Source organism: Bradyrhizobium sp. MI1.10 (assembly GCF_055811035.1).
This window is the reverse complement of record NZ_JBVVPN010000015.1, coordinates 155,001-179,644: the sequence shown is the minus strand read 5'-3', so window position 1 is coordinate 179,644 and position 24,644 is coordinate 155,001. Positions and strand designations below refer to the sequence as shown.

21 protein-coding genes and 1 pseudogene are annotated in these 24,644 nt (G+C 63.4%); 8 read left to right on the top strand and 14 right to left on the bottom strand.

Annotation, left to right across the window (positions count from 1 at the left end; translation table 11 throughout):
- Nucleotides 1-190 precede the first annotated feature (190 nt).
- The 3 genes from AC0L3K_RS17975 to AC0L3K_RS17965 all read right to left on the bottom strand — a co-directional run bounded on the left by AC0L3K_RS17975 (nt 191) and on the right by AC0L3K_RS17965 (nt 5,716).
- Nucleotides 191-1,576: an ABC transporter substrate-binding protein gene (locus AC0L3K_RS17975; RefSeq protein ID WP_354160035.1), complete on the bottom strand. Its 1,386-nt coding sequence runs from the start codon at nt 1,574-1,576 to the stop codon at nt 191-193.
- 185 nt (nt 1,577-1,761) lie between these two features.
- On the bottom strand, nt 1,762-3,678 hold the full coding sequence (locus AC0L3K_RS17970) for a WG repeat-containing protein (protein ID WP_473366547.1): 1,917 nt from the start codon (nt 3,676-3,678) through the stop codon (nt 1,762-1,764).
- 109 nt (nt 3,679-3,787) lie between these two features.
- Nucleotides 3,788-5,716, bottom strand: a complete 1,929-nt coding sequence (locus tag AC0L3K_RS17965; RefSeq protein ID WP_219681730.1) for an AsmA family protein — start codon at nt 5,714-5,716, stop codon at nt 3,788-3,790.
- Nucleotides 5,717-6,005: 289 nt separating this feature from the next.
- Between AC0L3K_RS17965 and AC0L3K_RS17960 the strand changes: the two genes are divergently transcribed.
- The 3 genes from AC0L3K_RS17960 to AC0L3K_RS17950 are packed head-to-tail and all read left to right on the top strand — an operon-like array spanning nt 6,006 to nt 8,036.
- Entirely contained in the window at nt 6,006-6,713 is a 708-nt protein-coding gene (locus AC0L3K_RS17960; protein ID WP_007596238.1) for a CoA transferase subunit A, read from the top strand.
- Between the two features lie 15 nt (nt 6,714-6,728).
- Nucleotides 6,729-7,379 carry a CoA transferase subunit B gene (locus AC0L3K_RS17955; protein WP_007596236.1) on the top strand — a complete coding sequence of 217 codons (651 nt, stop codon included), beginning with the start codon at nt 6,729-6,731 and terminating at the stop codon, nt 7,377-7,379.
- Between the two features lie 21 nt (nt 7,380-7,400).
- Nucleotides 7,401-8,036 carry a GNAT family N-acetyltransferase gene (locus AC0L3K_RS17950; RefSeq protein WP_473366546.1) on the top strand — a complete coding sequence of 212 codons (636 nt, stop codon included), beginning with the start codon at nt 7,401-7,403 and terminating at the stop codon, nt 8,034-8,036.
- A gap of 211 nt (nt 8,037-8,247) precedes the next feature.
- On the opposite strand, the gene AC0L3K_RS17945 is transcribed toward AC0L3K_RS17950, so the two are convergent.
- The 3 genes from AC0L3K_RS17945 to AC0L3K_RS17935 all read right to left on the bottom strand — a co-directional run bounded on the left by AC0L3K_RS17945 (nt 8,248) and on the right by AC0L3K_RS17935 (nt 10,718).
- Complete coding sequence (locus AC0L3K_RS17945; protein WP_473366545.1) at nt 8,248-9,126, bottom strand: SUMF1/EgtB/PvdO family nonheme iron enzyme; 879 nt, start codon at nt 9,124-9,126, stop codon at nt 8,248-8,250.
- Between the two features lie 51 nt (nt 9,127-9,177).
- Nucleotides 9,178-10,275 (bottom strand): copper-containing nitrite reductase, encoded by a 1,098-nt coding sequence (nirK, locus tag AC0L3K_RS17940; protein ID WP_354200716.1) that lies wholly within the window; start codon nt 10,273-10,275, stop codon nt 9,178-9,180.
- A gap of 236 nt (nt 10,276-10,511) precedes the next feature.
- Nucleotides 10,512-10,718, bottom strand: coding sequence for a hypothetical protein (locus AC0L3K_RS17935; protein WP_219681678.1), 207 nt, complete (start codon nt 10,716-10,718; stop codon nt 10,512-10,514).
- Between the two features lie 159 nt (nt 10,719-10,877).
- On the opposite strand from AC0L3K_RS17935, the gene hemN reads away from it, so the two are divergent.
- Entirely contained in the window at nt 10,878-12,230 is a 1,353-nt protein-coding gene (hemN, locus tag AC0L3K_RS17930) for an oxygen-independent coproporphyrinogen III oxidase (RefSeq protein ID WP_473366544.1), read from the top strand.
- A 180-nt stretch (nt 12,231-12,410) separates the two neighbouring features.
- Nucleotides 12,411-12,608, top strand: a complete 198-nt coding sequence (locus tag AC0L3K_RS17925; protein ID WP_007596228.1) for a DUF1858 domain-containing protein — start codon at nt 12,411-12,413, stop codon at nt 12,606-12,608.
- Nucleotides 12,609-12,683: 75 nt separating this feature from the next.
- Here the strand turns inward: AC0L3K_RS17925 and AC0L3K_RS17920 are convergent, their stop codons facing one another.
- Nucleotides 12,684-13,406, bottom strand: coding sequence for a Crp/Fnr family transcriptional regulator (locus AC0L3K_RS17920; RefSeq protein WP_473366543.1), 723 nt, complete (start codon nt 13,404-13,406; stop codon nt 12,684-12,686).
- A 128-nt stretch (nt 13,407-13,534) separates the two neighbouring features.
- Between AC0L3K_RS17920 and AC0L3K_RS17915 the strand changes: the two genes are divergently transcribed.
- Nucleotides 13,535-14,746 carry an NnrS family protein gene (locus tag AC0L3K_RS17915; protein ID WP_473366542.1) on the top strand — a complete coding sequence of 404 codons (1,212 nt, stop codon included), beginning with the start codon at nt 13,535-13,537 and terminating at the stop codon, nt 14,744-14,746.
- Nucleotide 14,747: 1 nt separating this feature from the next.
- Here AC0L3K_RS17915 and AC0L3K_RS17910 read toward each other — a convergent pair whose 3' ends face one another.
- Complete coding sequence (locus AC0L3K_RS17910) at nt 14,748-15,776, bottom strand: AraC family transcriptional regulator (RefSeq protein WP_473366541.1); 1,029 nt, start codon at nt 15,774-15,776, stop codon at nt 14,748-14,750.
- 204 nt (nt 15,777-15,980) lie between these two features.
- Between AC0L3K_RS17910 and AC0L3K_RS17905 the strand changes: the two are divergent.
- Nucleotides 15,981-16,600 (top strand): annotated as a pseudogene (locus tag AC0L3K_RS17905) (response regulator transcription factor).
- A gap of 167 nt (nt 16,601-16,767) precedes the next feature.
- Nucleotides 16,768-18,447, top strand: coding sequence for a mucoidy inhibitor MuiA family protein (locus AC0L3K_RS17900; RefSeq protein ID WP_473366540.1), 1,680 nt, complete (start codon nt 16,768-16,770; stop codon nt 18,445-18,447).
- 172 nt (nt 18,448-18,619) lie between these two features.
- On the opposite strand, the gene AC0L3K_RS17895 is transcribed toward AC0L3K_RS17900, so the two are convergent.
- The 6 genes from AC0L3K_RS17895 to AC0L3K_RS17870 all read right to left on the bottom strand — a co-directional run bounded on the left by AC0L3K_RS17895 (nt 18,620) and on the right by AC0L3K_RS17870 (nt 24,533).
- Complete coding sequence (locus AC0L3K_RS17895; protein WP_473366539.1) at nt 18,620-19,975, bottom strand: esterase-like activity of phytase family protein; 1,356 nt, start codon at nt 19,973-19,975, stop codon at nt 18,620-18,622.
- Nucleotides 19,976-20,059: 84 nt separating this feature from the next.
- A complete protein-coding gene (locus tag AC0L3K_RS17890) occupies nt 20,060-20,506 on the bottom strand; it encodes a DUF6130 family protein (protein ID WP_219681673.1) in 447 nt (148 codons plus the stop codon).
- Nucleotides 20,507-20,527: 21 nt separating this feature from the next.
- Complete coding sequence (locus AC0L3K_RS17885) at nt 20,528-21,532, bottom strand: alpha/beta fold hydrolase (protein WP_473366538.1); 1,005 nt, start codon at nt 21,530-21,532, stop codon at nt 20,528-20,530.
- 50 nt (nt 21,533-21,582) lie between these two features.
- Nucleotides 21,583-22,551 carry an MBL fold metallo-hydrolase gene (locus tag AC0L3K_RS17880; RefSeq protein WP_219681671.1) on the bottom strand — a complete coding sequence of 323 codons (969 nt, stop codon included), beginning with the start codon at nt 22,549-22,551 and terminating at the stop codon, nt 21,583-21,585.
- A 133-nt stretch (nt 22,552-22,684) separates the two neighbouring features.
- Nucleotides 22,685-23,584: a carbohydrate ABC transporter permease gene (locus AC0L3K_RS17875; RefSeq protein ID WP_219681670.1), complete on the bottom strand. Its 900-nt coding sequence runs from the start codon at nt 23,582-23,584 to the stop codon at nt 22,685-22,687.
- Entirely contained in the window at nt 23,577-24,533 is a 957-nt protein-coding gene (locus AC0L3K_RS17870; RefSeq protein ID WP_473366537.1) for a carbohydrate ABC transporter permease, read from the bottom strand. The genes AC0L3K_RS17875 and AC0L3K_RS17870 overlap by 8 nt, the downstream gene beginning before the upstream one ends.
- Nucleotides 24,534-24,644: the final 111 nt, after the last annotated feature.

Below are 24,644 nucleotides of genomic sequence, written 5' to 3'. Positions count from 1 at the left end.
GTGGAGGTCATCGTGGATTCGGCGGTGCCGGTGCTGTACGGGCAGAAGCATTAGCGGCGCACTACATTTCATGTGGTGGGGGGGGGGGGGGGGCCCCCCCCCCCCGCCCCCCCCCGGGCGCCCCCCCCCCCCCCGCGCCCGGTACTGTTCTTATACCTTCACCCGCTGGGCGGGGCGAGGGGATGATGACTTAACCCGCGACCTGCTTGATGCGGGCGATCAGTTCGTCGACGGCCTTGTCGACCGGAACCTTCTCGCTCACCACCCGGTTCATCGCCTTGGCCCACACGTTCTCGTTGTTGAGAATCGTGAACTTCCAGTTCTTAGTGAAATCGAACGGCGCGGTGCCGCCCGTGAACTGGGCGTACACCGCCTTGCGGTGCTTGTCGGCCTGCCAGAACGGGCTGGCCTGGCTTTCCTTCGTCACCGGGAACCAGCGGCCGAGCGCGCCCTCGATATAGGGGCGAACGTTCTCTTCCTGGAGCAGGAAGCTGATGAACTGCTTGGCCTCGGCCTTGTTCTTGGCAACGCTGAAGACCAGCCCGGTCTTGACGTCGGAGCGGTAGCGGATGGTCGACCCATCCGGCGCCTTGGGGAAGGACGCCGTGATGATGTCCTGCTCATAAGCCTTCTTGCCGGCGTCGCGCTGCTCTTGCGTGAGCGCCTGGTTCTGCGAGTCCTCATACCACTTAGCCGCGATCGAGATCGTGAAGTTGTGGGTCATCACGATGGTCTTGTTGTGGAACGCGACGTTGTTGTCCGGATCCTTCCAGGTCGTGGAGGACGGTGGCGTGCAGCCCTTGATATAAGTGTCGGTGTAGTCCTTCATGGCCTTGATCAGGTTCTCGCGGACCGTGGGATCGTCGACCGTGAGCTTGCCGTCGTCGTCGACCAGCTTGACGTGGTAGGCATCCATGAAGGTGTAGAACGACTGGAAGGCGTCGGTGGATTCTACGCCCATCGGCTGGCCGACGGCGTAGATGCGCTGGCCAGTGGCTTTGCGGATTCCCGGTTGCACCTTGTCGCACCAGAACGTCCAGTACCCCGCCCAGTCGGTCGGAATGTCGCTCTGCTTGAAGCCGGCCTTCTCCAGCATGTCGTTCCAGATCTGGACGTGCATGCTCTGCTGCTTCAGCGGGAAGCCGTAATAGGCCTTCTTCTTGGTGACGTCGTTATAGAGGATCGAGGCGTCCAGCGTGTTCTGCACGAACCGGCCCTTGATCGGCTCCATGACGTCGGTGAGATCCTCGAGCTTGCCCTCGTAGGCCCACTTGCCCTGGGCCTGCACGTCATAAGAGTCGGAATAGGCGACGTCGGGCACGGTGCCGGCATCGAGCGCGGCGACCGTCTTCGGAATCATGTCCTGGATCGCGTACTGCGACAATTCGACCTTGATTCCGGTCTTGGCTTCGAACTTCTTGATCGTCTCGAGCAGCGCGTCGTCTTCGGAGCGGTAGAAGCCCTTGCCCCACCAGACCGTAATCGTCTTCTGCTGCGCAAATGCGGGTGCAGCGGCTGCGAACAGCCCGGCCGCAGCGACCGCCAGTGATACTGCGCCAATAACCTTGGATTTCACGTTTTTCTCCCTCAAACGGCCGGTGTTTTTAACCGGTCGTATAAAACACTAGCGCATGGCCGCTATCCGATCTAGCGGCTTCTTGTCAGACATAGGTCGTGGGGTGTCGGGCGAGAGGAGATGCTTAATGTGCGGCATCGATCCAATCGCCGCATCAATTCGCCCTGATCAATTCGCGTGAGGTCTCAGGGCCCGAGCTGACATGCAAATACGCCAAACTGTCTCTTTAGCGGGTCCGACGGCTGGCATTGAAGGCCTTCGATCGGCTGTCCCCTGCGATCGATCGGACACCAAGAGGCGTCGGTACTGGTCCAGTTGATGCCACGATCAAAAAACGTCGGTGCATCGAATCTCGCCTCGATCACCATTTTTCCTTCCACATCCATGAAGCCCCAATGCCCGCCCGATTGGGCCGGGACCAGGCCATCCTCGAGGCGAATGCCCATCCGTCCCTCTCGAGGTTTGATTAGCCAGGAGCCATGGGCATCAAGGATGCCGCGTTTACCCCACTCGAATGCCATGGCCATATCAGGCCTGATGTGGCAGACGCGTTCGAAAGGCTGCTTGGTGATCCATGCACCGGTCGAGGCATCGATGATGCCGTTCCTGTCGTCCAGCCGCGCTAGAACCGAACCATTCGGCAAGCCTGGAGAGATCGCATCGAGCGTGGGTTCTATGGCCCAGGTGATGTCAGTTCTCAACAATCCGAATTTGTCCCCAAAACCGGCGACAGCAAGAGAGCCGACGAAAGGGCCGGCACGGTCAAACCGCTGTGCCGTCATCGGCGTGAGATCGGCTGCCGCATAGGCAAATTTACCGCTAATCTTGAGGATATAAGGTCCGTCGCAGGTCACCGGCCTCGATAGCTCACCCTCCTGCGGCTCGATCGACTTGCCATTCTCATCAAGAATTCGTGGCTGCCTGTCGATCTCCCCGACAATGCGTCCATTGGCGCATCGCCCGACCGAAAAATCGAATAGGGGCGGGACAATGACCTTGGCGTTTTCATCGAGATAGCCATGCTTCTTCTCGTTCTGAATGTCCCACGACCATGGCGCAGTCCCCTTCAGAGATATGTTTTCGTATTGGGGCTGGACGACCCATTCGCCGGTGCGATCTACCAGGCCCCATCGGCCGTTCAGGCGGGCTGGGGTAAATTTCGCGCCGTGTACAAATTGATGGACGTTCTCGAATTTCGGCTCGATCTTGAGGCGTCCCGCGCGATCAATGAAACCCCAATGGTCATCGACCTTTGCGGGGGCCATCCCATCAACAAACGAACCAAGCTGCTGGAATTTTGGTTCGATCTCCCAGCTTCCGTCGGGACGTATCACACCCCATCCTGAATCGACCCTCGCCAGCATGAGCGCCGTACCTTCGGTGTCAAAAGGCAGGATCGCGTTGGGAGACGGCGGAACAAGCCAGGCGCCGGAGCGGTCCACGAGGCCCCATTTGCCTGTCGCAGTGACCGCTCTGCTGTCGGCGATCGCGCCGACGAACTCGAAAATCCCATGGCTGAACTGCTCCGTGCCCGCGATGCCTCCTGACGTGGTCCGGCCCTCGGTGGCAAAGAAGACCTTCTCGGTGAAGGGAATGACGTAGCCAAACTTCGGCTCGAGCGCGGTGTTGCCGTCGAGGTCGATCAGACCGGATCGGCCGCCGACGTCGATCTGCGCAAATCCGTGCGAGAAGCGATCTGCAATCGGATATTGCGGCTTTGCGATCACATGACCGCTTGTGTCGACATAGCCATAGCGACCATTCGATCGCACCAGCGCGCGCCCTTCATGGAAGGTATCGACCCAATCGTATTCGGCCGGCACAGCAAGCGTGCCGTCGCGGTTCACCGCGCCGCAAAGCCCATCAGGAAATCCGCACGAGGGCAGTGGGAACGAAGGGGGCAGGCCGAAGCCGTTTGTGCCCCTGTTCGCACGAGCCACCGCGGCGTCGAAAATGACCTTCCCGGCAGGAAGGAGAAGAGCGGAGGGGCGATCAACAGACTCCGGTCGTGAAACGTCTTGCGCATGCGGGGCGCTCGCGACGGTGACCAGCGCGAGTGCCGCAATAACGGCGGCCACCCGGCATCTTCCAAAGCTTCCCATTGGGCGATGTCTCCTCCTGCTTCAACCTCAGGTATGAGACCATCGTGGCGAAATACGGACGGCTCTTATGCGTTGGCGGAGGCGTTCCGCGTCCGCGATCCGCTCAGGACTAGTTCGACTTCGCGCCTTCCTTGGCGTTCTCCGCTGTCGGCGCTTCGGCCGGTGCGGGACGTTTTCCGGTGCCGGTGATGCGCTCGATCGCGGAGCGCACCGCGTCGCCCGGCTTGCGGTCTTTCAGCATGTCGAGCAGGGGCGCAGAGGCCGGCGAGCGGCGGATCAGGCTTTCCGGATCGGGGAAGACGAGGGGGTCGTCCCAGGGGCCCTGCACCACGAAGGGCAATTCGAACCCCGACGCGCTGTTGAGGCTGGCCACGCCCTTCATGTCGTATTCGCGTGTCGGCACCGAGGCGGTACCGGTCATCGTGATCTTCGCCGCCGGTCCTTCGACGCGGATGTCCTCGGCGGTGGCGACGCCGTCGGAGAACTTCACCGCGATGGTGAGATTGTCGTAAGGGGTCGAGCCGTTGCGGAAATTGCCGCCGCCGGACAGCGGCCGCCGCTCGAGCCGCTTCAGTAGCTGCTCGGCATTGAAGCCCGCGATCGCGCCATCATGCCCGGTCACGGTGGCGCTGCCGTCGAGCGACTGTACGAGGCCGAACGGGCTCGAGCCGGACGCGACGAGCGAGACGTTGATGTTGCCGCGCCCGGACAGCTTGTTGATACCGAACAGCTCGGAGGCGCAGGCCTGAAGGTCGACGTCGGTGAACTGGAATTGCGCCTTGATGTCGGCCACGGTGTCGGAGCGCGCGATGCCGAACGAGCCCTTGGCGATGCCTCCATAGACCTGTGCCTCGCCGACCGAGAGCGCCAGCGTACCGTTGCGCAGATTTGCGCCGATCGCGGTGCGGCCGAGTTTCGACGCCCCGACCGTCAGCTTGGCGGCCGACAGGCGCATGTCGAGGTCGGTGGTCGACAAGGCGTTGAGATCGAACAGCTGCCTGTTCCAGTCGCGCGCGCCGCTCGCGAGCAGGCGGAAGGTCGAGATATAGGGTGTGAAGTCGAGCGCGTCGGCTGCGAGCGTCGCCTGCAGCGTCTGCCGGCCGTTATTGGCGTAGGTCATCACGCCCTCGGCGGTGTTGCCGTCGAGCTCGACATTGACATTGGTGAGCGCGATCGACGCGCCGACGACATTGGCCCGCGCCTTCAACGCGAAGCGGCCGAAGCCGCCGCTGGCGGGCTGCGGCTGGCCGGTCCAGCGTAGCGCGTTGCGCAAGGACGGGCTGTCGATGGTGAGCGTGCCCTCCATCATCGGGCTGGTGCGGTTGGCGACGCTGCCGTCGAAGGCGAGCTTGAGCGGTGCGCTCGCGATCCGCGCCTTCAATCCCGAGCGCTCGCCGGAGAGCGCGGCGACGAAATCGGCAAAGCTGATCGAGCCGTCGACCCGTTCGCCGCGCCAGTCGAATTGTCCGGTCGCAGCGAAGGAGCGCGAGATCGAGGGCCAGGCCAGCGAGAGGTCGATGTCCTCGAACTTCTCGGTGCCGTGCATGGCGGCGTCCTCGTAATCGAGCACGCCGTCCTGGATCCGGATCTCGGAGAACGACACTTGATTCTCGGCGCCGGGCTTCATGGTGCGCGCGATGGTCTGGATGAACGGCGTCCAGTTGCTTTCGCCGTCCGGCTTCAGGCTGACATGGATGCGCGGCCGCAGCAGCGTCAGGTCGGCGATCTCGAACCGTTGCAGCAGCAGCGGCAGCAGCCGCAGGTTCGCGGTGAGCACGTCGACATGGAGCGCGGGATCGCTGGTGCCGCCGCCCTTCAGGCCGACGTCATGGAAGGAGATGTAGCTTGCCGGCAGCACCGAAATGTCGATCGCGCCCGCGACATTGACCTCGAGCCCGGTGACGTCGCGGATCTGCGTTTCCACCGCCTTGCGCAGCGCGTCGCGGTTGATGAGCCATGAGGTCGCGATCAGGGCGATCAGCGCCACGCCGAGCAGCGCCGCGATCGGCGTCCCGAGGCGCTTCATTCCTTGGGCCATGGTCAATGGCATGTCCTGATCGAGTTGGTCGCTGGAGCCAGAAGGCGGGCCGGGAAACCTGCGCGCCCCACGCCCAAGACCTATTGTGTTAAGTGCCGCAACTTGATGGGTTTTCTTGTCGCTTTCAAGGCCGCGGGAACGGTTGCGCCCACGGCTTGGGCAGCTTCTATCACCCAGGGGTGGAGCGGAGAACCCCGTATCATTGACGGCTTCGGACGATTTCGCCTAATAATCGCCGCCACTAAGGCGCGACGCCTGCAAGCCGAAGGTTCACTCGAAGGTAATTTGCATGAACAAGGTCTATCCCGACGCCAAGTCGGCTCTCGAGGGTGTTCTGAAAGACGGCATGATGATCATGTCGGGCGGCTTCGGCCTTTGCGGCATCGCCGAGACGCTGTCGGACGCGATCCGCGACTCCGGCGTCAAGGACCTGACGGTGGTCTCAAACAATGCCGGCGTCGACGGCATTGGCCTCAGCCGCCTGCTCGAAACCCGCCAGATCAAGAAAATGATCTCGTCCTATGTCGGCGAGAACAAGCTGTTCGCCCAGCAATTCCTCGCCGGCGAGCTGGAACTCGAATTCAATCCGCAGGGCACGCTGGCCGAGCGCATCCGCGCCGGCGGTGCCGGCATTCCGGCCTTCTACACCAAGACCGGCGTCGGCACGCTGATCGCCGAAGGCAAGGAAGTGAAGGAATTCGACGGGCAGAAATACCTGATGGAGCGCGGCCTGTTCGCCGACCTCGCCATCGTCCACGCCTGGAAGGGCGACACCGCAGGTAACCTCATCTACCGCAAGACCGCGCGCAACTTTAACCCGATGATGGCGACGGCCGCCAAGGTCACGGTGGCCGAGGTCGAGCATCTGGTTCCGGCCGGCGAACTCGATCCCGACCACATCCACACACCCGGTCTTTTCGTCAAGCGCATCGTCGAGGTCGGAACGGCCAAGAAGCGCATCGAATTCCGCAACACCCGCCCGCGCACGGCAGCTTGAGATCAGGAGACTAAGATGGCCTGGACCCGTGAACAGATGGCTGCGCGCGCCGCGAAGGAACTGCGTGACGGCTATTACGTCAATCTCGGCATCGGCATCCCGACGCTGGTCTCGAATTACATCCCCGACGGCATGGACGTCAGCCTTCAGAGCGAGAACGGCATGCTCGGCATGGGCCCGTTCCCCTATGAGGGTGAAGAGGACGCCGATCTCATCAACGCCGGCAAGCAGACCGTCAGCGAGCTGCCGTCGACCTCGTACTTCTCGAGCGCGGATTCCTTCGGCATGATCCGTGGCGGCCACATGGATCTGTCGATCCTCGGCGCCATGCAGGTGGCCCAGAACGGCGATCTCGCCAACTGGATGATCCCCGGCAAGATGGTCAAGGGCATGGGCGGCGCGATGGATCTCGTCGCCGGCGTCAAGCGCGTGGTCGTGGTGATGGAGCATTCGGCCAAGGACGGTCCAAAGCTCCTGAAGCAATGCAATTTGCCGCTGACCGGCGAGCGCGTGGTCGACATGGTCGTGACCGACCTGGCCGTCTTCACCATCGACAAGCACGGCAGCGGCGGCATGGCGCTGATCGAGCTCGCCGACGGCGTCTCGCTCGACGAGGTCAAGGCCAAGACCGAAGCCGAATTCCGCGTCGCGCTGAAGAACACGTAAGGTTTTCGCGAAGGGGCGCGCATGACGATACGGTCTGCGCGTCCCGAAGACGCCGATTTCATCGCACAAACCATCCTGTCATCGCAGCGCGGCTACCGGCCGCGCGGCTGGTTCGACGTTGCGCTCGGTTGGCCTGAAACACAGTGCCGCGCTTTCATCGCGCGCGTCGCAGTCGCCCGCGCAGTGTCGATGTGGCACGTCTCGCAATTTCTGGTCGCCGAGATCGATGGCAAGTCTGCTGCCGCCTTGTGTGCGCTACCGGCGGCCGGCACGGGACCAGCGGCTTGGCGTGCGATCGAGGAAGTCGCAGCCGCGTCCGGGCTCGCCCCGGCAGAGCTGGAGGCCATTCGTCAACGCGCCGGCTACACGCGCGCCTGCTGGGTTCAGGGCGGCGAGGGCGATTGGATGATCGAGTATGTCGCGACTGATCCCGCCTATCGCGGCCGCGGCCTGGTGCAGTCACTGATCGCGCATGCGCTGGAGAAGGGGCGGGCAGCTGGATTTGCCCGGGCGACGATATCGTTCCTGATCGGCAACGAGCCCGCCGAGCGCGCTTATGCCAAGGCCGGCTTCGTCCTTGCCGAGGAGAAGCGCGATCCTGCCTTCGAGGCGATCATCGGTGCGCCGGGCTTTCGCATGTTCGTGCGGGCGATCTGAGCACGCCGCGCGTGCAGTGACGGTTGAGCGCCGGGCGCGCGCCGCAATTTCGTCATTGCGAGGAGCTCTTGCGACGAAGCAATCCAGACTGTCTCCGCAGAAAGATTCTGGATTGCTTCCGCCTTCGCCGAGGCTTCGGCGGACAAGTCGCTGCGCTCGCAATGACTGAATATGAGGCGCCGGCGTCGATCTTCCCTCGCGTTTAGATCCGCTACGACCTCGCTGCCCACGTCTTGCTCCACCGCGCCGACACGCTTGCGACCCAGGACGTTTCCTCTCGAACCAGGCGGAAGCCGAGATTGGCGGGAGGGACGCCCTGTGCGCAGCCGCCCGCACGGGCGTCGCGGATGAAATCGGTGACATAGGCGCGGTGCGCGCCTTCGGCGACGCGCACGCCGCAGTTCACGGTCGGTTTGCCGGTATTGCCGGCCGCGTCGGTGCGCGAGCGCACGAAGCAGGTCGAGGTCCACTCCCAGACATTGCCGGCGAGATCTTCGATGCCGTGCTCGTTCGAACCGAACCTGCCGAACGGATAGGCTGTCGTGTCGAAGAGGTCACGCTCGGATTCACGCTCGTAGCGGCCGATCCAGCGCTTCGATGGATCTGTTGCGTCCACCGGAAAGCCGTCGTCCCTGAATCGCGAGCCCGCGGCAAAGGCCCATTCCACGTCGCTCGGCAGGCGGTAACTGTGACCGGTCTTGCGCGAGAGCCAACCCGCATAAGCCTCGGCATCGTGCCAGCTCACCTGCACCGCGGGTCGATCGGAGGCGATGGCCACGCCGCGATCAAGCGCGCGGCAAGCGCCCTCCTGCACGCAAATCTGATAGTCGGATGACGAGACCTGATGCCGCATGATGTACAGCGGCCTCTCGAAGCGCATCGTGCGCAGCGGCGCTTCCGCCTGCTGCCCGGCACGCGTGAAATCGCCGGCCTCGCGATAGGACAGGCCGCCTGCCGCGACCCTGACGATGGCGGGCTCCGTCGCGGTGCTGCGGGGCCCGATGTCCGACACCAGCGGCGCTACCGCGATCGGCCCCGCGAACCCGGCGGCACAGGCGAGTAGCAGTTTCAGCTTGAATGCGATCAGCATGGTCGTCCCCCAGGGAAGAAGGGGCCGGTCATCACCGGCCCCTCGTCGCGTCTAGTTGGTGTTGGGCGCCGGGATATCCGCAGGCGCCTTCACCTGCGTCATCAGATCGTCGTTCCACTTGCCTTCGACCTTGAAGTGCGCGGTGGCGCCGAGGTCGGCGGCCTCGATCAGATTATGCGTGACATAGGCGTAGATGCCGGGCTGCATGAACTTGTACAGCGCAGCTCCCGCCGAGCCGCCGCGGATGAACCAGGTCTCGAGCCCGGTCTCCGGCGCATTGGAGAACTTGCCGGTTTCCCAGACATAGTCGCCATGGCCGCCGATCAGATGCGGACGGCTGTCGCGGTTGGCCTGCGAATGCACGATCAGCACGTTCTCGCCGACATTGGCGGTCAGCGCATTCTTGCCGGTGAGCGCACCGACCTTGCCGTTGAACACGACATGTGAGGGAATCAGCTTCTTCATCACCTCTTCGGTGTCGGTGAAGGCTTCGCCCGGCGATTCATAGGATTTGAAATTGCCCTTGTCGTCGCGCGGCACGTACATGTCCTGCTCGCCGACATAGTAGATCTTGTCGTATTTCAGTGCGTGGCCCTTGCCGTCGTTGAGGCCGTCACGCGGCAGCACCATCACGGCGCCGTTCATGCCGGAGACGACGTGCCAGGGGATCATCGGGCCGCCCGGTGCGCAATGGTAGACGAACACGCCGGTTTTGGTTGCCTTCCAGCGCAAGACGACCTGCTCGCCGGGATTGACCAGCGTGAGCGCACCGCCGCCGAGCGCGCCCGTCGCGGAATGGAAGTCGATGTTGTGGGGCATGGAGTTGGTTGCGGGATTGACCAGCGTCGTTTCGACATAGTCGCCCTCGTGCACGACCATCATCGGACCTGGCATCGAGCCGTTAAAGGTCATCGCTTGGAACGTGGTGCCCTTCTCGTCGATGACGACCTTCTTCTCCTCGATCGTGAGCGTGAACTCCACGATCTTGGGACCCTGCTTGGTCGCTTGCTCGTGCGCATGCACGAAGGGCGGAGCGACCAGCTCGACCTTCTGGCGCGGCAGTTTGAGATCATCGGCAGCCAAGGCGGGTGTCGCCAGCATCAGGGCGGTTGCGGCGGCGCTGATCAATGCGGCTCGGCGGGTGAACATCGGAAGCATCCTTCATCTGAAATGGTTTTGATGACGGAATGCAGTGTGCGCCGATCGCGGCAAGTGTGTTTGTGCTGCGACAAGCTTTTGCCGAATTCGCCTCCGGTAAAATCCTTAGGAGTTTGTCGAAGATCGCATCGGCGATACGAAAGACGTGACGACTCGCGACGTCAGTCGCGTCGGCCGCAAATCGTTCGCATGTTCAGCTGCGTTTATTGCGAATGGATTGTCGTCGATTAGAGCAACTGGATCGCAATCCAGACCGTGCCCCAAACCGCGAGCGACAGCGCGGCGAAGACGGCGGCCGTGATGACCATTACGCGTACCAGGTGGCTGGCGCCAACGGTGGGCGTCGTGGGGACGGGACGAAAATCGTCAAAGCGCGGGATATGGCCGCGAACGCCGGTGAGCCACAGAACGAGATCGAGCGCGAACGACGCCATAACCTATCTCCAGAGGGCAATAATCAAATGTCACCATGGCTCCGATCCCGTGCTCGGACTTTGAGCGAGCGCAAGGTTTCGCACCCGAAAACGAGTAATTTCGTGCCATCCGGGATGCGCCGCCCCGCTGCGCAGCATTGATTGACGAATGGGTAAGATATGAGGGCCGATCTTGCGGCGAGCTACGGCGAAGAACGATTGCCGCGCTACACGAGCTACCCGACCGCACCGCATTTCTCGCCGGAGATCGGCGCGGGGGCCTACGCCCGCTGGCTGGCGGAGCTCCCGGCGGCGGCCAGCGCGTCGCTTTATCTGCACGTGCCGTTCTGCCGCGAGATGTGCTGGTATTGCGGCTGCCATACCCAGATCGTTCGTCGAGACGGTCTCATCGCGGCCTATCTGCGTACGCTGCGCAGCGAGATCGCGCAGGTGTCCGAGACGATCGGCCGGCGCATCAAGGTCGAGCACATCCATTTCGGCGGCGGCACGCCGACGATCATGGCGCCGGAGGCTTTTGCCGAGTTGATGGCGGCGATGCGGCAATCGTTCTTCGTGCTGCCGTCGGCCGAGATTGCAGTCGAGATCGATCCCCGCACGCTGACTTCCGACATGGTCGAGGCGATGCGGCTCTCCGGCGTCAATCGCGCGAGCCTGGGCGTGCAGAGCTTCGACCCTGTCGTGCAGCGCGCGATCAACCGGGTGCAGAGTTTTGAGCAGACGGCTTCCGTGGTCGACATGCTCCAGCGCGCCGGCATCAACGGGATCAACTTCGATCTGATTTACGGTCTGCCGCACCAGACCGTTGCCTCGTGCCTGGATACGGTGCGACGTTCGCTCGAGCTTGGGCCCGACCGCTTCTCGGTGTTCGGCTACGCGCATGTGCCTGCTTTCAAGAAGCACCAGCGCATGATCAACGAGGCCGTGCTGCCCGACGGCCTTGCGCGCCACGACCAAGCCTGCGCGATCGCCAATGCGTTGAAGGAGGCCGGCTACGTGCAGATCGGGCTCGATCATTTCGCGCGACCCGGCGATTCCATGGCCGTGGCCTTCGAGCAACGCACGCTGCGGCGCAATTTTCAGGGCTACACCACCGACCAGGGCGAAGTTCTGCTCGGCTTCGGCGCGAGCGCGATCGGACATTTGCCGCAGGGCTATGTCCAGAACGAGGTGCAGATCGGTGCCTATGCGCAGAGCATCGCCGTCGGCCATTTGGCCACCGCGAAAGGCTATGGCCTCACCGACGACGACCGGCTGCGCGCCGACATCATCGAACGCATCATGTGCGAGTTCGGCGCCGATCTCGGCGATATCTGCGCGCGTCATGGCGCAGAGGCCGGGGCAATGCTGAAATCGGCGTCGCGTCTGAAGCCGCTGATTTCCGACGGCGTCGTGAGACTCGACGGCGACCGCATCGCGGTCGCAAAGGACTCGCGCTTTCTCGTGCGCAGCGTCGCGGCCGCGTTCGACGCGCATCTGGATCCCGCGAAGCAGTTGCACAGCCGGGCGGTGTAGTCCCGTCATTCCGGGGTGCGCCACTTGGCGCGAGCCCGGAATCCATTTCACCTCTTGGTCTGCTGCCCGATGGATTCCGGGCTCGCGCTTCGCGCGCCCCGGAATGACAAGCAGCTTGCGCTCCAACAAAGAAACCGCCGCCCGCTCTGCTATCGTGGTTTCGGAACGGAGTTGTTGTCCATGCCTTTTGGATCCGACGATCTGGTCGATGACATCATGCGCACGGCGCCGCACACGATCCGCGTGTTTCTCGCCTTCAGGATGGCCTGCGTGGGCTGTCCGATCGCAACCTTCCACACGGTCGATGACGCCTGCCGCGAGCATGGCATCGATCGCGACAAATTCCTCGCCGCGCTGTGTGACCGCGTGCCGGCGTGAACCGATCTGGAATTCGCGCGGGCTGCGCGCGGATTCCCGGGTGAGGGGCGCTTTCGCCGTAAGCGGAAGCGACCCTCACCCCTGGCCTTGAGCCGCGCCGCTGTCAGGGCTCCGCTCCGCCAGCACGACGATGCCATGCGGATCGCGCAGGATGATGCGCTGACGGCCGCTCTCGACCAGCCCCCGCTGTTCCCAGCCGCTCAGGATGCGGCTCACGGTGTGCAGCGTGGTGCCGGTCATCTGCGCGATGTCCTGGCGGCTGATCGGGAAATCGATCTCGATGCCATGGTCGAGCTTCTTGCCGGATTGTTTGGCGAGGCGCAGCAGCGCATGCGCGACGCGCTGCTCGACCTGCTGGGTCGACATTTCCAGGATTCGGGTGTGGCTCTCCTGCAGCCGCGTGCCGACGGTCTGGAGCGTGTTGGCGGCAAGCGAGGGAAATCGCTCGACCAGCCGCGGCCAGGCCGAGGTCGGCCAGATCAGGGCGACGCTGTCGTCGACCGCGATCGCCGTGGCGGGATAGCGCGCGGCCCCGATCGCCATCGCGAGACCGAACGTCTCGCCCGGCGCGACGTAGCGCACCACGATCTGCTCGCCGCTCGGTGTGGTCTTGGCTGCGCGAACATGGCCGTGCAGCAGCAGGAAGAAGGATTGCGCGTCCGCACCCTGCTCGAAAATGGCGCTGTTCTTGGGATAGCGCACTGAGCGGGCCTCGCGCAGGATCTCCTCGAGGTCCTCCGGTTTGACACCCCCAAACAGCGGCAAATGCGCAACCAACGATGTGTCGACCTTGGCCATTCTGCCTCCTTGGCGCTGGAAGTGTGATGACACCTGCAATCGTCAGGGTGTTTGCGATAGCTCAAAAACGAGCCGGCCGGACGGCAGTATTTTTCCAGGCGACGATTTGAATCGACTGGAGTTGACCCATGGCTGGCGCCCGATCCCGCAACTTTGAGGGCTGGCCGCTGTTTGCGAACAGCTTTCGGCCCTTTTTCCTGCTCGCCGCCATCCAGGCTGGGCTTTCGATCCTGGCCTGGCTGCCGATGTTCTACGGCGAATTGTCGGTGACGTCGGCTTTCGCGCCGCGCGATTGGCACGTCCATGAGATGCTCTACGGCTTCCTGCCGGCGGTGATCACGGGATTCCTGTTCACGGCGATTCCGAACTGGACCGGGCGGCTGCCGATCCAGGGGACGTCCTTGGGCGCGCTGCTGGCGGTCTGGCTCGCCGGCCGGGTCGCCGTGACGCTGTCCGCCGATATCGGCTGGGCGTTTGCGCTTGCCGTCGATGCCGCCTTCCTGACCTTGGTCGTCGCTGCAGCAACGCGCGAGATCATCGCCGGCGGCAACTGGCGCAACCTTCCTGTGGTGGTGCTGGTGCTCGTGCTGCTCGCCGGCAATGTCGGCTTCCATCTCGAAGCGCATTATGCGGGTGCGGCCGATGTCGGCATCCGCGTCGGCATCGGCGTGGTCGTGCTGATGATCTCGCTGATCGGCGGCCGCATCATCCCGAGCTTCATCCGCAACTGGCTGGTCAAGTTCAACCCCGGCCGCCTCCCGGTGCCATTCGGACGCTTTGACGGTGTGGTGATCGGGTGCAGCGCAATTGCGATCATCGCGTGGATTGTGGCGCCGTTGAGCACCCTCACCGGCGTGGCGATGGCGCTTGTCGGCGGGCTCCATCTGGTGCGGCTCGCACGCTGGGCCGGTGACCGCACCTTCCGCGAGAGGCTGCTCCTGATTCTCCATGTCGGCTATGTCTTCGTGCCGCTTGGCTTCCTCCTGCATGCTCTTGCCGTCTTCGGCGCGTTGCCGCCGAGCGCGGGCATCCACGCCTGGATGGCGGGCGCGGCCGGAACCATGACGGTCGCGGTGATGACCCGAGCGAGTCTCGGCCATACCGGACAGGCGCTGACGGCGTCGCCGGCGACACAAGCCATCTATGCCGCGATCATCGTCGCGGCGCTGGCGCGGGTCGCGGCGGTGGTTTGGCCTGCGCACAGCGATGCGTTGCTGCACCTTGCCGCCTGCGGGTGGATCGTTGCGTTCCTCGGCTTTGCCATCGCGTTCGGCCCGCTGCTCGCCGGCAGCCCTCGCCGCGCCCTCGCCATCATGGGCGTGCCCGTCCCGGCACGCTGATTCAAGCTGCGGTCGCCACGGTCGACGATTTCAATGGCCTGACGCCTTTGCGCCATGCGGTGATGGTGCAGCCGAAATGGCCGCGGAACCAGCGGGCCATGGCGCTCTGCGCGGAGAAGCCGAGCTGCACGGCGATGTCGGCCAGCGGCCGGCCGGGATCATCGATCAGCTGGACCACGAGATCGGCGCGCTGCGCGTCGAGAATCGCCGAGAAGCTGGTGCCGGCTTCGGCGAGGTGCCGGTGGACGGTGCGGCGGGTGCAGGCGAGGTGCTCGGCGACGCGCTCGACCGTGCAGTCGCCGCCGGCGAGCAGGAGACGCACGACCTCGTCGACCTTCTCCTCCCAGCTTGCCGGCCGCGTCTCGATTGCCTCGATCCGCTTGCGCAGATAGCTCGCGATCAGCGGATGCGCGCTCGGGATCCGGCGCTCCATGTCGTGCGCCGACAACAGGATCGAATCGTCCTCCGCATTGAAAGTCACGCGGCAGCCGTAGAACTCGCGGTAGCGCTTGCGGTCGTGCGGCGGTGGGTAATGCAGGTGCACTTCCTGCGGCCGCCAATCGCTGCCGAACAGCGACTGGATGATGCGGTGGACGCTGCCGAGCGCCATGTCGATCGACTGGCGCGGCGCGGTCGGCTGTCGGCCGCGCAGGTGCAGCGCGACGGTCACGGTCTGCTTGTCGCGGGTGACGTCCAGCTTCATGCCGTCGTGATGGATCGGGATGAAGCGCGAGAAGGCTTCGATGGCTTCACCTACCGTCGCCTGTTCGCGCACGATCAGGCCGACCGCGCCGAAATTGGTCAGCCCGCCGCGCTCGGCAAGCCGCAAGCCGAAATCTTCGGCTCCGGACGCCTCTGCCGACAATTCGAGCAGACGTCGCAGGCCGGTGACGGCAATGGGCGTATCGGGCTTGTCGAGGCAGGCCAGCGGCAGCCTGACCTTGCGCATCATCTGTCTGGGGTCGAGCCCGACCGACCGGGCGACCTCCGGGTAATAGCTCAAGCCCGCGCTGCGAATGAGGTCGGTCATGCGAACCGTTCCTGCCAGCCATTCCCGCAGATGTCCCGAAATGTAAAGTTTATGTCCCGATCCGTCAAATCCGGGAACCGGGTGGAACATACATAAGTGAAACCGAAGCACGGGCGTGAATGCCGTGCATATGACGGCGCGGCGCGACGAGGCCCCGCTGCTGTCTCGGACCATTTGACCAAAAGACATTGCTGGATCGGAATTATGCCTGGGAACATGCTTTCCAAGGGTGAGGTATTCGTCATCGACACCGATGCCGCCTCCCGCGAACAACTTTCCACCGCGCTCCAACAGAGCGCATACAACGTGATCTGCTTCGCCGACGGCGCGTCTCTGCTCTCGGAGGCCAAGGCGCGGATGCCGGCCTGCGTGCTGCTGGAGATGCCGCCCGATCGCTCCGGTCTCGACGTGCTCAAGCGCCTGCGCGAGGAAAACTGCATGGCGCCGGTGCTGGTGACCGCGACAAACGGCAGCATCGCCATGGCGGTCGATGCCATCAGGAGCGGTGCGGCCGACTTCATCGAGAAGCCGTTCCGCACCCGCGACATCGTCGACCGGATCGATGCCGCCATCGACGAGTTCGCGCAGCCCGGCTCCAACCGGCAGCGCTGGTTGCCCGGCTGCGAACCCCTGACCGCGCGCGAAGGTGACGTGCTCGAGCATCTCGCCGCCGGCCTGACCAACAAGGAGATCGCCCGGCGCATGCATCTGAGCGCGCGCACGGTCGAGGCTATCGCGCCGGTATTCTGAGGAAGGCCGGTGCGAAGAACGTGACGGACCTGCTTCGCCGCATCTTCGGGCAGGGGTCGTCCGCTCAGGATTAAGGGCTCTGTCGCGGCCGACGACCCGTTCCGGGCCCCGCTGCCGCCGCGGCGGCGCCCCACGGAAACCTCAATCGAACCAGTTCCTTCCCTGCCGCGTCCAACCATGTTGGCGAGGCATTGGATCGCGCGTCCGGCTGGCGGCGGCGATGACTTGGAGGAGGGACTTGATGCGCATCACCGCAAGATGTTTGGCAACGACGAGCCTGGTTCTGGTGACCACGGCCTTCGCGTCGTCGTCATGGGCTGCCGAATTGGACGCCACATCGGCCATCGATACCGTCACGGTTTACCCTGATGGCGCGACCGTCACCCGCGTCATCGCGGTGGACCTGCCGTCTGGTGACTCGACGCTCATTGCCAAGGACTTCCCGCTTGGTCTCGACACCTCCTCGATCCGGGTGGAGGGTGAGGGGGGAGCGAAGCTCACCATCGGCACGATCGATGCGCGAACGCCACGTGCGGCGCCGGTCAATCTGCCGGAGCTGGACAAGCGCATCGAGGCGCTGAATGACCAGCGCGCCGACCTGCAAGGCGCGATCGACTCGGCCAATGCGCGGCGCAAATTCGCGGAGCATTTTGCGGAAGCATCGCCCGCCGGCATCGGCGACAAGGGCGAGGCGCGGCCGATTGCCGAATGGCGCACGGCCTTTGCCACCGTCGGCGAGGAAATTGCGAGCGCCGATACCGCCGTTCGCGACGCCACGCGCAAGATGCGCGAGATCGATCGGCAGATCGGCCAGCTCGAAGTCGAGCGCAAGGCCAAGCCGCCGAACAAGCTCGAAGTCCGCATGGACATCGCCGCGCCGGCAGCAACCAAGGCGACGTTGAGGGTCACCTACAATGTGCGCAATGCGCGCTGGCTGCCGCTCTACGACGCCCGGCTCGACACCGGCGCGAAGGATCGCAAACCGCAGCTCGAATTGGTTCGCCGTGCCGAAGTCACGCAATCGACCGGCGAGGACTGGTCCAACGTCACGCTCGGCGTCTCCACGGTCCGCATCGGCCGCGGCGGCAGCGCGCCGGAGCTGAATTCGCTGGTCGCGCAGTATCCGCAAGTGCCGAAGCCGCGGGCGCTGGGTTCGCTTTCGGATTCGGCAACGCCTGCGGCGGCGCCAATGCAGCGTAAGATGGAAGCTCCGGCTTATGCCAGCCGATCCAGGGAAGATACTGCCGAACGCGCCGAAGAACAGCAGGCGGTCGCCGAGATCGGCGACTTCCAGGCCACCTACAAAATTCCCGGCCGCGTCAGCCTCGGGGCCGCCGAGGGCGCCAAGAGCCTGCGCATCGCCTCGATGACCGTGCCCGCCGATCTCATGGTGCGCGCGGCTCCGGTGATGGATCCCACCGCCTTCCTCGAAGCCAGCTTCAATCAGGCCGACGACACGAGCCTGTTGCCAGGCAAGGTCGCAATCTATCGCGATGGAACCTTCGTCGGCCGCGGCAAGCTCTCGGCTTCGGCCAAGGACGATATCGTGCGGCTTGGCTTCGGCGCCGACGACAAGGTCAGGATCGAGCGCGCGGTGCTCAAGCGCAACGAAGGTTCGGCCGGTCTCCTGGTCACGACGTCGAAGACCGACGAGCGATCGTTCAAGACGACGATCCGCAACGGTCACGACTTCCCGATCAAGGTCGCGATCGAGGATCAGTTGCCGGTCAGCGAGAACGAGGACATCCTCGTCGAGATGTTGCCTGCGACCACGCCGCCGACCGCAAGCAACATTCGCGACCGGCGCGGCGTGCTGGAATGGTCGTTCGACGCCAAGCCCGGTGAGGTCAAGGACATCAATTTCGCCTGGCGCATTCGCTGGCCGAAAGACAAGAGCATGGTGATCGTGCCGGCGGGTTGATGGGCGGCGCCGAAGTGCGATGCTGTCTTAGCTCGCGCTCGCTCACTCCCTGTCATGCCCCGCGAAGGCGGGGCATCCAGTACGCCGCGGCGTCACGATTCAATCGCCGGCGCCGCGGATTACTGGATCGCCCGGTGAAGCCGGGCGATGACCGTGTTGAAAGAGCGTCAGGTTACTTCGCCTTCAGGAAATCTGCGACATCGAGCAGCATGAACTCGTCGTCGTCGGCCTTGTTGGGATCGCGGATGGACGAGAACGGCAGATTGTTGTCGTTGCCGACGATGATGTGGGTTTCGTCGACACGATCGACGTTCTCGATGGTGAAGAACGGGAAGGTGTAGACGCCATCATTGAGCGGCTTCTTCGCCTTGTTGTCGGGATCTCTGATCTTCAGGAGGTCGATGTAGCCGATCTTGCGCACGGGCTTGCCGACATTGGCGTCGGTGAGCTCGATCTTGTAGACGCGCTTGAACTTGGCGACGTCGGGGAAGCAGTTCTCGCCGCGGGTGCCTTGCGGGCAGGCCTTGTCGGGCGTGCCTTCGCCGTTGTCGCGCTCGATGATCAGACCGCTCGCCCGGTCGATCATGTTGAAGTCGCCGATGGCATTGCCGTTCTGCTCGAAGACATACTGCCAGTAGCGGCCAGTGAACTTTTCCGCGGCGACGTCGAATTCGAGGATGCGCGAGGCTTCCTTGCCGTCGACCTTCTCCCAGTCTTTCTTGTCGGCGTCCCACAGCGGCCCCTCGAGCAGGCCGTAGAGAAACTTGCCGTCTTTCGAGGAGGCGAAGCCCTCATAACCCTTGGAGCGCCGCAGGTTGACGTTGGTGTAGGTCGCGCCCGGCGCGCCCGGGGTCGTCACCGCCCAATGATCCGGCGAGCGCACCGGCTTGCCGTCGGCAACCGTCTCGAACAGCCCGAGGATCTTGCCTGATTTGTCGGCCTTCAGGATATAGGGGCCGAATTCGTCGCCGATCCAGAAGGTGTCGCCGATGATCTGAAAACCTTCGGTGTCGAAGTCGGAGCCGGTGAGATAGCGCTTCTCGGTATCTTCATGCACGATGCGGAACGGCACGCGTCTGTCGGGGTCGTGCAGGAACACGGTCTCCAGCCGCTCGATCTTGCCACCGGCCCAATCCATCTTGTAGCGGTTGAGGTACAGCATGGAATCCGGCGAATTGGCGCGCGCGCCCATGCCGTTGTCGGTGACGACCCAGAAGGTGCCGTCGCCCATCGACTTGATGCCGGAATGGCCTTGCAGCGGCTGGCCCTTGAACGGCAGCGACAAGCCGGTCGCCCGCTCATAGGACTTGCCCATCACCGTGCCGAGCGCGTCGCCGCGCTTTCCGGTGGTGTATTTGCCGGAGGTCTTGAGATCGGCGGGCGCATCAGCCGGCGCGTCGATGAACGTGGCGGCCGGCATCACGACGTGGCCGGCGAGCCTGGCCGGGAATTCGCCTTCGCTCTGCGCGAGCGCGGAGCTCGCGGTGAGAATGATCGTTGCGACGGTGCCAAGAAAAGTCGCGCGCATGTGCGTCTCCTGTTAACGGAGGCCGTCTTATGCGGATCGCGCATTGCAGTTTTGTGAAACCGGGCCAAACGCCGCGGCCGACGGTCATTTTTTTAGCGGTGTGGGAATCTCAAAGCTGACGGACTTGCTGTCGATCACGTGGTGCGTCGGATCTGCCAGCTCCAACAGGATCTTGTGGGGTCCTGGCTTCAGTCCGACCACGATCACGGTCTCGCCACTGGCATCGACAAAATGCCACGGCGCATCGTCGACCGTGATATGGACGTGGCCAATGCGCGGCGATACGTCGAGCGCGCCCTTGCCAAACACCGGCACGACGCGGAGATTCTCCGTGGTGTACTGGATGAAGACGAGACCCTGCGCCAACTGGTCGGCGAGCGGCGGATCGACGATCAACCGCGCAGGCGCCTCATTTTCGATCGCGACCAGTGGCGATGGGCCGCGCACGTCTCTGGCGGTTTGGGCGACGGCGGCTGCTGCGAACAAAGTGGAGGCCGCCAGAACGGCCATGCAGTCGAGAGCGGCATACATGTCCGTTTCCTTCCGGACTGATCAGGCGATCTTGCGGGAGAGGAAGTTGCGGATCAATGGGACCATTTCGTCGAACTTGTCCTCGAGCGCGAAATGGCCGGTGTTGATGAGGTGAAACTCCACCTGGGGCAGGTCGCGTTTGTAGGGATGGGCGCCATCGGCCGGGAAGATGAAATCGTTCTTGCCCCAGACGATCAGGGTCGGCGGCTTGTGCTTGCGGAAGTAGGCCTGCACCGCGGGATACAGCGGCAAATTGGTCCGATAGTCGTAGAACAGGTCCATCTGGATTTCGCTGTTGCCGGGACGGTCGAGCAGTGCCTGATCCTGCACCCAGTTGTCGGGTGAAATCCGGCTGACGTCGGACATGCCGTCGGTGTACTGGAATTTCGTCGTTTCCAGCGTCACCAGCTTCATCAATGCTTGGCGGCTGGTGTCGGATCCGTCGGCCCAGTATTGCTTGATCGGATTCCAGAACTCTTTCAGCCCTTCGTCATAGGCGTTGCCGTTCTGCACGATCAGGCCGCTGATGCGCTCTGGATTCTTGAGCGCCAGGCGCCAGCCCACGGGAGCTCCGTAATCCATGACATACATCGCGTAGCGGGTGACGCCGAGCTGGTCGAGCAGGCCGCCGACAAGCTCGCCGAAACGGTCGAACGTGTACTTAAATGTCGCGCGCGGTGGCATCTCGCTCTGGCCATATCCGGGATAGTCGGGAGCGATCACGTGGTACCTGTCGGCCAATGCCGGGATCAGGTTGCGAAACATGTGGGAGGAAGTCGGGAAGCCATGCAGCAACAGCACAACGGGAGCGTCCTTCGGACCCGCCTCGCGATAGAAGATCTTGATCCCGTCGACGGTCTTGGTTCGATGATAAGTGACCGGATAGGCAGCGGCGGCGTGTTCGTCGCGCTCCGGCTTCGCGGATGCTGCCGTGGAAGCAACTGCGACAGCCGCTCCGGACAACCCAAGAACGAGACGGCGACGATCAAGGAGCGATGGCTTGGATGTGGTCTCTACGATTTTCATGTCAATGTCCTTTCAATACGATGAGTTCGTCGACGGCCGAGAGGGATTTTTCAAACGCCCTGATAGACCAGCCTGGTGAAGAAGCCGGGATCGATCACGAATTGCCCCCATATCGCGTCGAACGCCGCGGTCGGCTTCGCCGCAACGGTTTCATCGCGCGTTCGTCCCTCCTTCTTGAGGCGCGCGACGTTGTCGCGGATCCCGACGAGCATGTCGCGAAAGGCCTGGAATTCGGCCTTGTTGCCCACCGGCTTGCCATGCCCGGCGATGACGATCGTGTCCTTGTCCATCGCCGCGAGATTGGCGTCGCATGCAGCGATCATCCCGTCGATGCTGCCACCGGTCGAATAGTCGATGAACGGATAGATGCCGTTCCAGAACATGTCGGCGACATGAATGATATTGGCTTCTGCGAAAGTGACGGAGATGTCGCTGTCGGTGTGTGCGGGCCCGTAATACTTCAGGCCGATCGAGGTTCCGTTGAGCTTAAGCTCGCGGCTGTCGGCAAAGACTTCGCTGGGGATTCCGCCCGCGCCGAGCGGAAGGAAATTGTAGTCCCAATCCTCGACCCGCTGCACTTCGGCAAGATGTTTACGGGTGTTTTCCTGGGCAATGATCTTGGCGCCGGCTGCATGCAGCCATTCGTTGCCATCGGCATGATCGAAATGCCAGTGGGTGTTGACGAGATGGGTGACGGGATCGGCGCCGAGATCAGCCAGCGCTTTGGTGAGTTGTGGACGTGAGACGCGGATGCCCGCATCGATCAGGACTTTGCCGTCGGGCCCGGTCAGCACGGCAATGTTGCCGCCGGAGCCTTCCAGCACGGTGATGTTGTTTCGGAGCTTGTGCGTGACAATCGGCGATACCGCAGCACTGTCCTTGATCAGGCTGACGATGCCTCGCGCTTCTGCGTAGGCTTGCCTCGGGCTAAGCCATCCCGAAGCGGCGGACGCTGCGGCGCCGACGCAACACAGGCAGAAACCGCGTCGGGATAACGACGGGAGCTTTGGCGAACGCATGCAATTTTCGCTTTCTCGAGCGACAATCGACGGCGCCAATGATCGACCCCGCTGTCACGATGGAGCGTGGGGCCAATGCAGCAAGCAGTCTATCACGATAGCACGATCGACTGCGCTTGCGCTCAGCCGCGAGTTACTCCTTTACCGCGCCGGTCAGCGACGACACGTAGTAATCGACGAAGAGCGAGTAGAAGATCGCAACCGGCAGCGAGCCGAGCAGTGATCCCGCCATCAGCGCACCCCACTGGTAGACGTCGCCGGTGACGAGCTCGGTCAGGATCGCGACCGGCACCGTCTTGTTGGCGCCGCTCTGGATGAAGGCGAGTGCGTAGATGAACTCGTTCCAGGACAGCGTGAAGGAGAAGATGCCGGCCGAGATCAGGCCGGGCACCGCCAGCGGTAGCGTGATCCGGCGCAGGATCTGGAGCCGTGTGGCGCCATCCACCAGCGCGCATTCCTCGAGTTCGTAGGGGATCGACTTGAAATAGCCGATCAGGAGCCAGGTGCAGAACGGCACCAGGAAGGTCGGATAGACCAGGATGAGGGCGAGCGGGCTGTCGAACAGGCCGAACTGCACGACCACGGTTGCGAGCGGAATGAACAGGATCGATGGCGGCACGAGATAGGCGAGATAGATGCCCAGCCCCACATAGGGGCTGCCGCGGAAGCGCAAGCGTTCGATCGCATAGGCGGCAAGCGTGCTCGCGATCAGCGACAGCGTGGTCGCGCCGATCGCGACCAGCATCGTCGTCCACAGCCAGCGCGGATAGGCGGTGTCGAACAAGAGGTGCTTGATGTGGGCCAGCGTCGGCGAGGAGATCCAGAACGGGTTGTGCTCCCGGTAGTTCATCAGCTCGGCGTTCGGCTTGAACGACGTGATCGCCATCCAGTAGAACGGAAACAGCAGGATCAGCACGAAGCAGCCGAGCGGCAGATAGATCATCATCAGTCGCCGCAGCCCGGAATCCCAGGCCATGGTGTCCGGCACAGCCTTCGCGTCGGCGACGGCCGGTTGCGCCACTGTATCAGTCATTGCTCTCTCCTTGCTGCCATTTGCGGCGCGCCAGGCCGAAATAAGAGAACAGCGTCGCGAACACCAGGAACGGGATCATCGACACCGCGATCGCCGCGCCCTCGCCGAGCTCGCCACCGGCAATGCCGCGCTGGAAGGCCAGCGTGGCGAGCAGATGGGTCGAGTTGCCGGGTCCGCCACGGGTGATGGCGTAGACCAGCTGGAAGTCGGTGAAAGTGAAGATGATCGAGAAGGTCATGACGATGGCGAGGATCGGCATCATCATCGGGAAGGTGATGTAGCGGAAGCGCTGCCAGGCGCTGGCGCCATCGAGCATCGCGGCCTCGTAGAGCGAGGGCGAAATGGTCTGCAGGCCCGCCAGCAGCGAGATCGCGACGAAGGGAATGCCGCGCCAGATGTTGGCGGCGATCAGCGAGAAGCGCGCCGGCCAGGGCGAGCCGAGGAAGTCGATATTGGTGGTGCGCCAGTGCAGCACGTCGACCAGAAGGTAGGAGATGATCGAGAATTGCGGATCGTAGATCCACCAGAACGCCAGCGCGGAGAGCACCGTCGGCACGATCCAGGGCATCAGGATGATCGCACGCAACAGGCTCTTGAATGGAAAATGGTTGTTGAGCAGCAGCGCGAGCCAGAACCCCAGCGCGAACTTCCCGAAGGTCGCGATCGCCGTGTAGACCACGCTGTAGAACACCGCGTTCCACCACAGGGAATCGGTGAGCAGATACTGGAAATTCTCGAAGCCGACGAAGACGCCTTTTCTGCCGATCGTGGTGTCGGTGAAGGCGAGCCAGATGCCGAGGCCGAGCGGATAGGTCAGGAACACCGTAAGCAGCCCGATCGCGGGTGCGAGGCACATCACGATCAGGAACGGCTTGTAGTCGAACAGGCGCGCCAGCCAGGAGGGCTGCCGTCGTGCGAGGGCGAGAGTGGGAAGTGTGGTCACGGACATCGATCAGGCGTCCTGTTTTAGGCTGTCACCACATCCGTCATTGCGAGCGAAGCGAAGCAATCCAGTCTGTCTCCGCAGTTACAGTCTGGATTGCTTCGTCGCTTCGCTCCT

What these genes read in the sequence shown, in the direction of transcription:
- AC0L3K_RS17970 (WP_473366547.1), bottom strand. Translation starts at nt 3,678, where the DNA reads ATGGGAAGCTTTGGAAGATGCCGGGTGGCCGCCGTTATTGCGGCACTC.
- AC0L3K_RS17965 (WP_219681730.1), bottom strand. Translation starts at nt 5,716, where the DNA reads ATGGCCCAAGGAATGAAGCGCCTCGGGACGCCGATCGCGGCGCTGCTC.
- AC0L3K_RS17960 (WP_007596238.1), top strand. Translation starts at nt 6,006, where the DNA reads ATGAACAAGGTCTATCCCGACGCCAAGTCGGCTCTCGAGGGTGTTCTG.
- AC0L3K_RS17955 (WP_007596236.1), top strand. Translation starts at nt 6,729, where the DNA reads ATGGCCTGGACCCGTGAACAGATGGCTGCGCGCGCCGCGAAGGAACTG.
- AC0L3K_RS17950 (WP_473366546.1), top strand. Translation starts at nt 7,401, where the DNA reads ATGACGATACGGTCTGCGCGTCCCGAAGACGCCGATTTCATCGCACAA.
- AC0L3K_RS17945 (WP_473366545.1), bottom strand. Translation starts at nt 9,126, where the DNA reads ATGCTGATCGCATTCAAGCTGAAACTGCTACTCGCCTGTGCCGCCGGG.
- nirK (WP_354200716.1), bottom strand. Translation starts at nt 10,275, where the DNA reads ATGTTCACCCGCCGAGCCGCATTGATCAGCGCCGCCGCAACCGCCCTG.
- AC0L3K_RS17935 (WP_219681678.1), bottom strand. Translation starts at nt 10,718, where the DNA reads ATGGCGTCGTTCGCGCTCGATCTCGTTCTGTGGCTCACCGGCGTTCGC.
- hemN (WP_473366544.1), top strand. Translation starts at nt 10,878, where the DNA reads ATGAGGGCCGATCTTGCGGCGAGCTACGGCGAAGAACGATTGCCGCGC.
- AC0L3K_RS17925 (WP_007596228.1), top strand. Translation starts at nt 12,411, where the DNA reads ATGCCTTTTGGATCCGACGATCTGGTCGATGACATCATGCGCACGGCG.
- AC0L3K_RS17920 (WP_473366543.1), bottom strand. Translation starts at nt 13,406, where the DNA reads ATGGCCAAGGTCGACACATCGTTGGTTGCGCATTTGCCGCTGTTTGGG.
- AC0L3K_RS17915 (WP_473366542.1), top strand. Translation starts at nt 13,535, where the DNA reads ATGGCTGGCGCCCGATCCCGCAACTTTGAGGGCTGGCCGCTGTTTGCG.
- AC0L3K_RS17910 (WP_473366541.1), bottom strand. Translation starts at nt 15,776, where the DNA reads ATGACCGACCTCATTCGCAGCGCGGGCTTGAGCTATTACCCGGAGGTC.
- AC0L3K_RS17900 (WP_473366540.1), top strand. Translation starts at nt 16,768, where the DNA reads ATGCGCATCACCGCAAGATGTTTGGCAACGACGAGCCTGGTTCTGGTG.
- AC0L3K_RS17895 (WP_473366539.1), bottom strand. Translation starts at nt 19,975, where the DNA reads ATGCGCGCGACTTTTCTTGGCACCGTCGCAACGATCATTCTCACCGCG.
- AC0L3K_RS17890 (WP_219681673.1), bottom strand. Translation starts at nt 20,506, where the DNA reads ATGTATGCCGCTCTCGACTGCATGGCCGTTCTGGCGGCCTCCACTTTG.
- AC0L3K_RS17885 (WP_473366538.1), bottom strand. Translation starts at nt 21,532, where the DNA reads ATGAAAATCGTAGAGACCACATCCAAGCCATCGCTCCTTGATCGTCGC.
- AC0L3K_RS17880 (WP_219681671.1), bottom strand. Translation starts at nt 22,551, where the DNA reads ATGCGTTCGCCAAAGCTCCCGTCGTTATCCCGACGCGGTTTCTGCCTG.
- AC0L3K_RS17875 (WP_219681670.1), bottom strand. Translation starts at nt 23,584, where the DNA reads ATGACTGATACAGTGGCGCAACCGGCCGTCGCCGACGCGAAGGCTGTG.
- AC0L3K_RS17870 (WP_473366537.1), bottom strand. Translation starts at nt 24,533, where the DNA reads ATGTCCGTGACCACACTTCCCACTCTCGCCCTCGCACGACGGCAGCCC.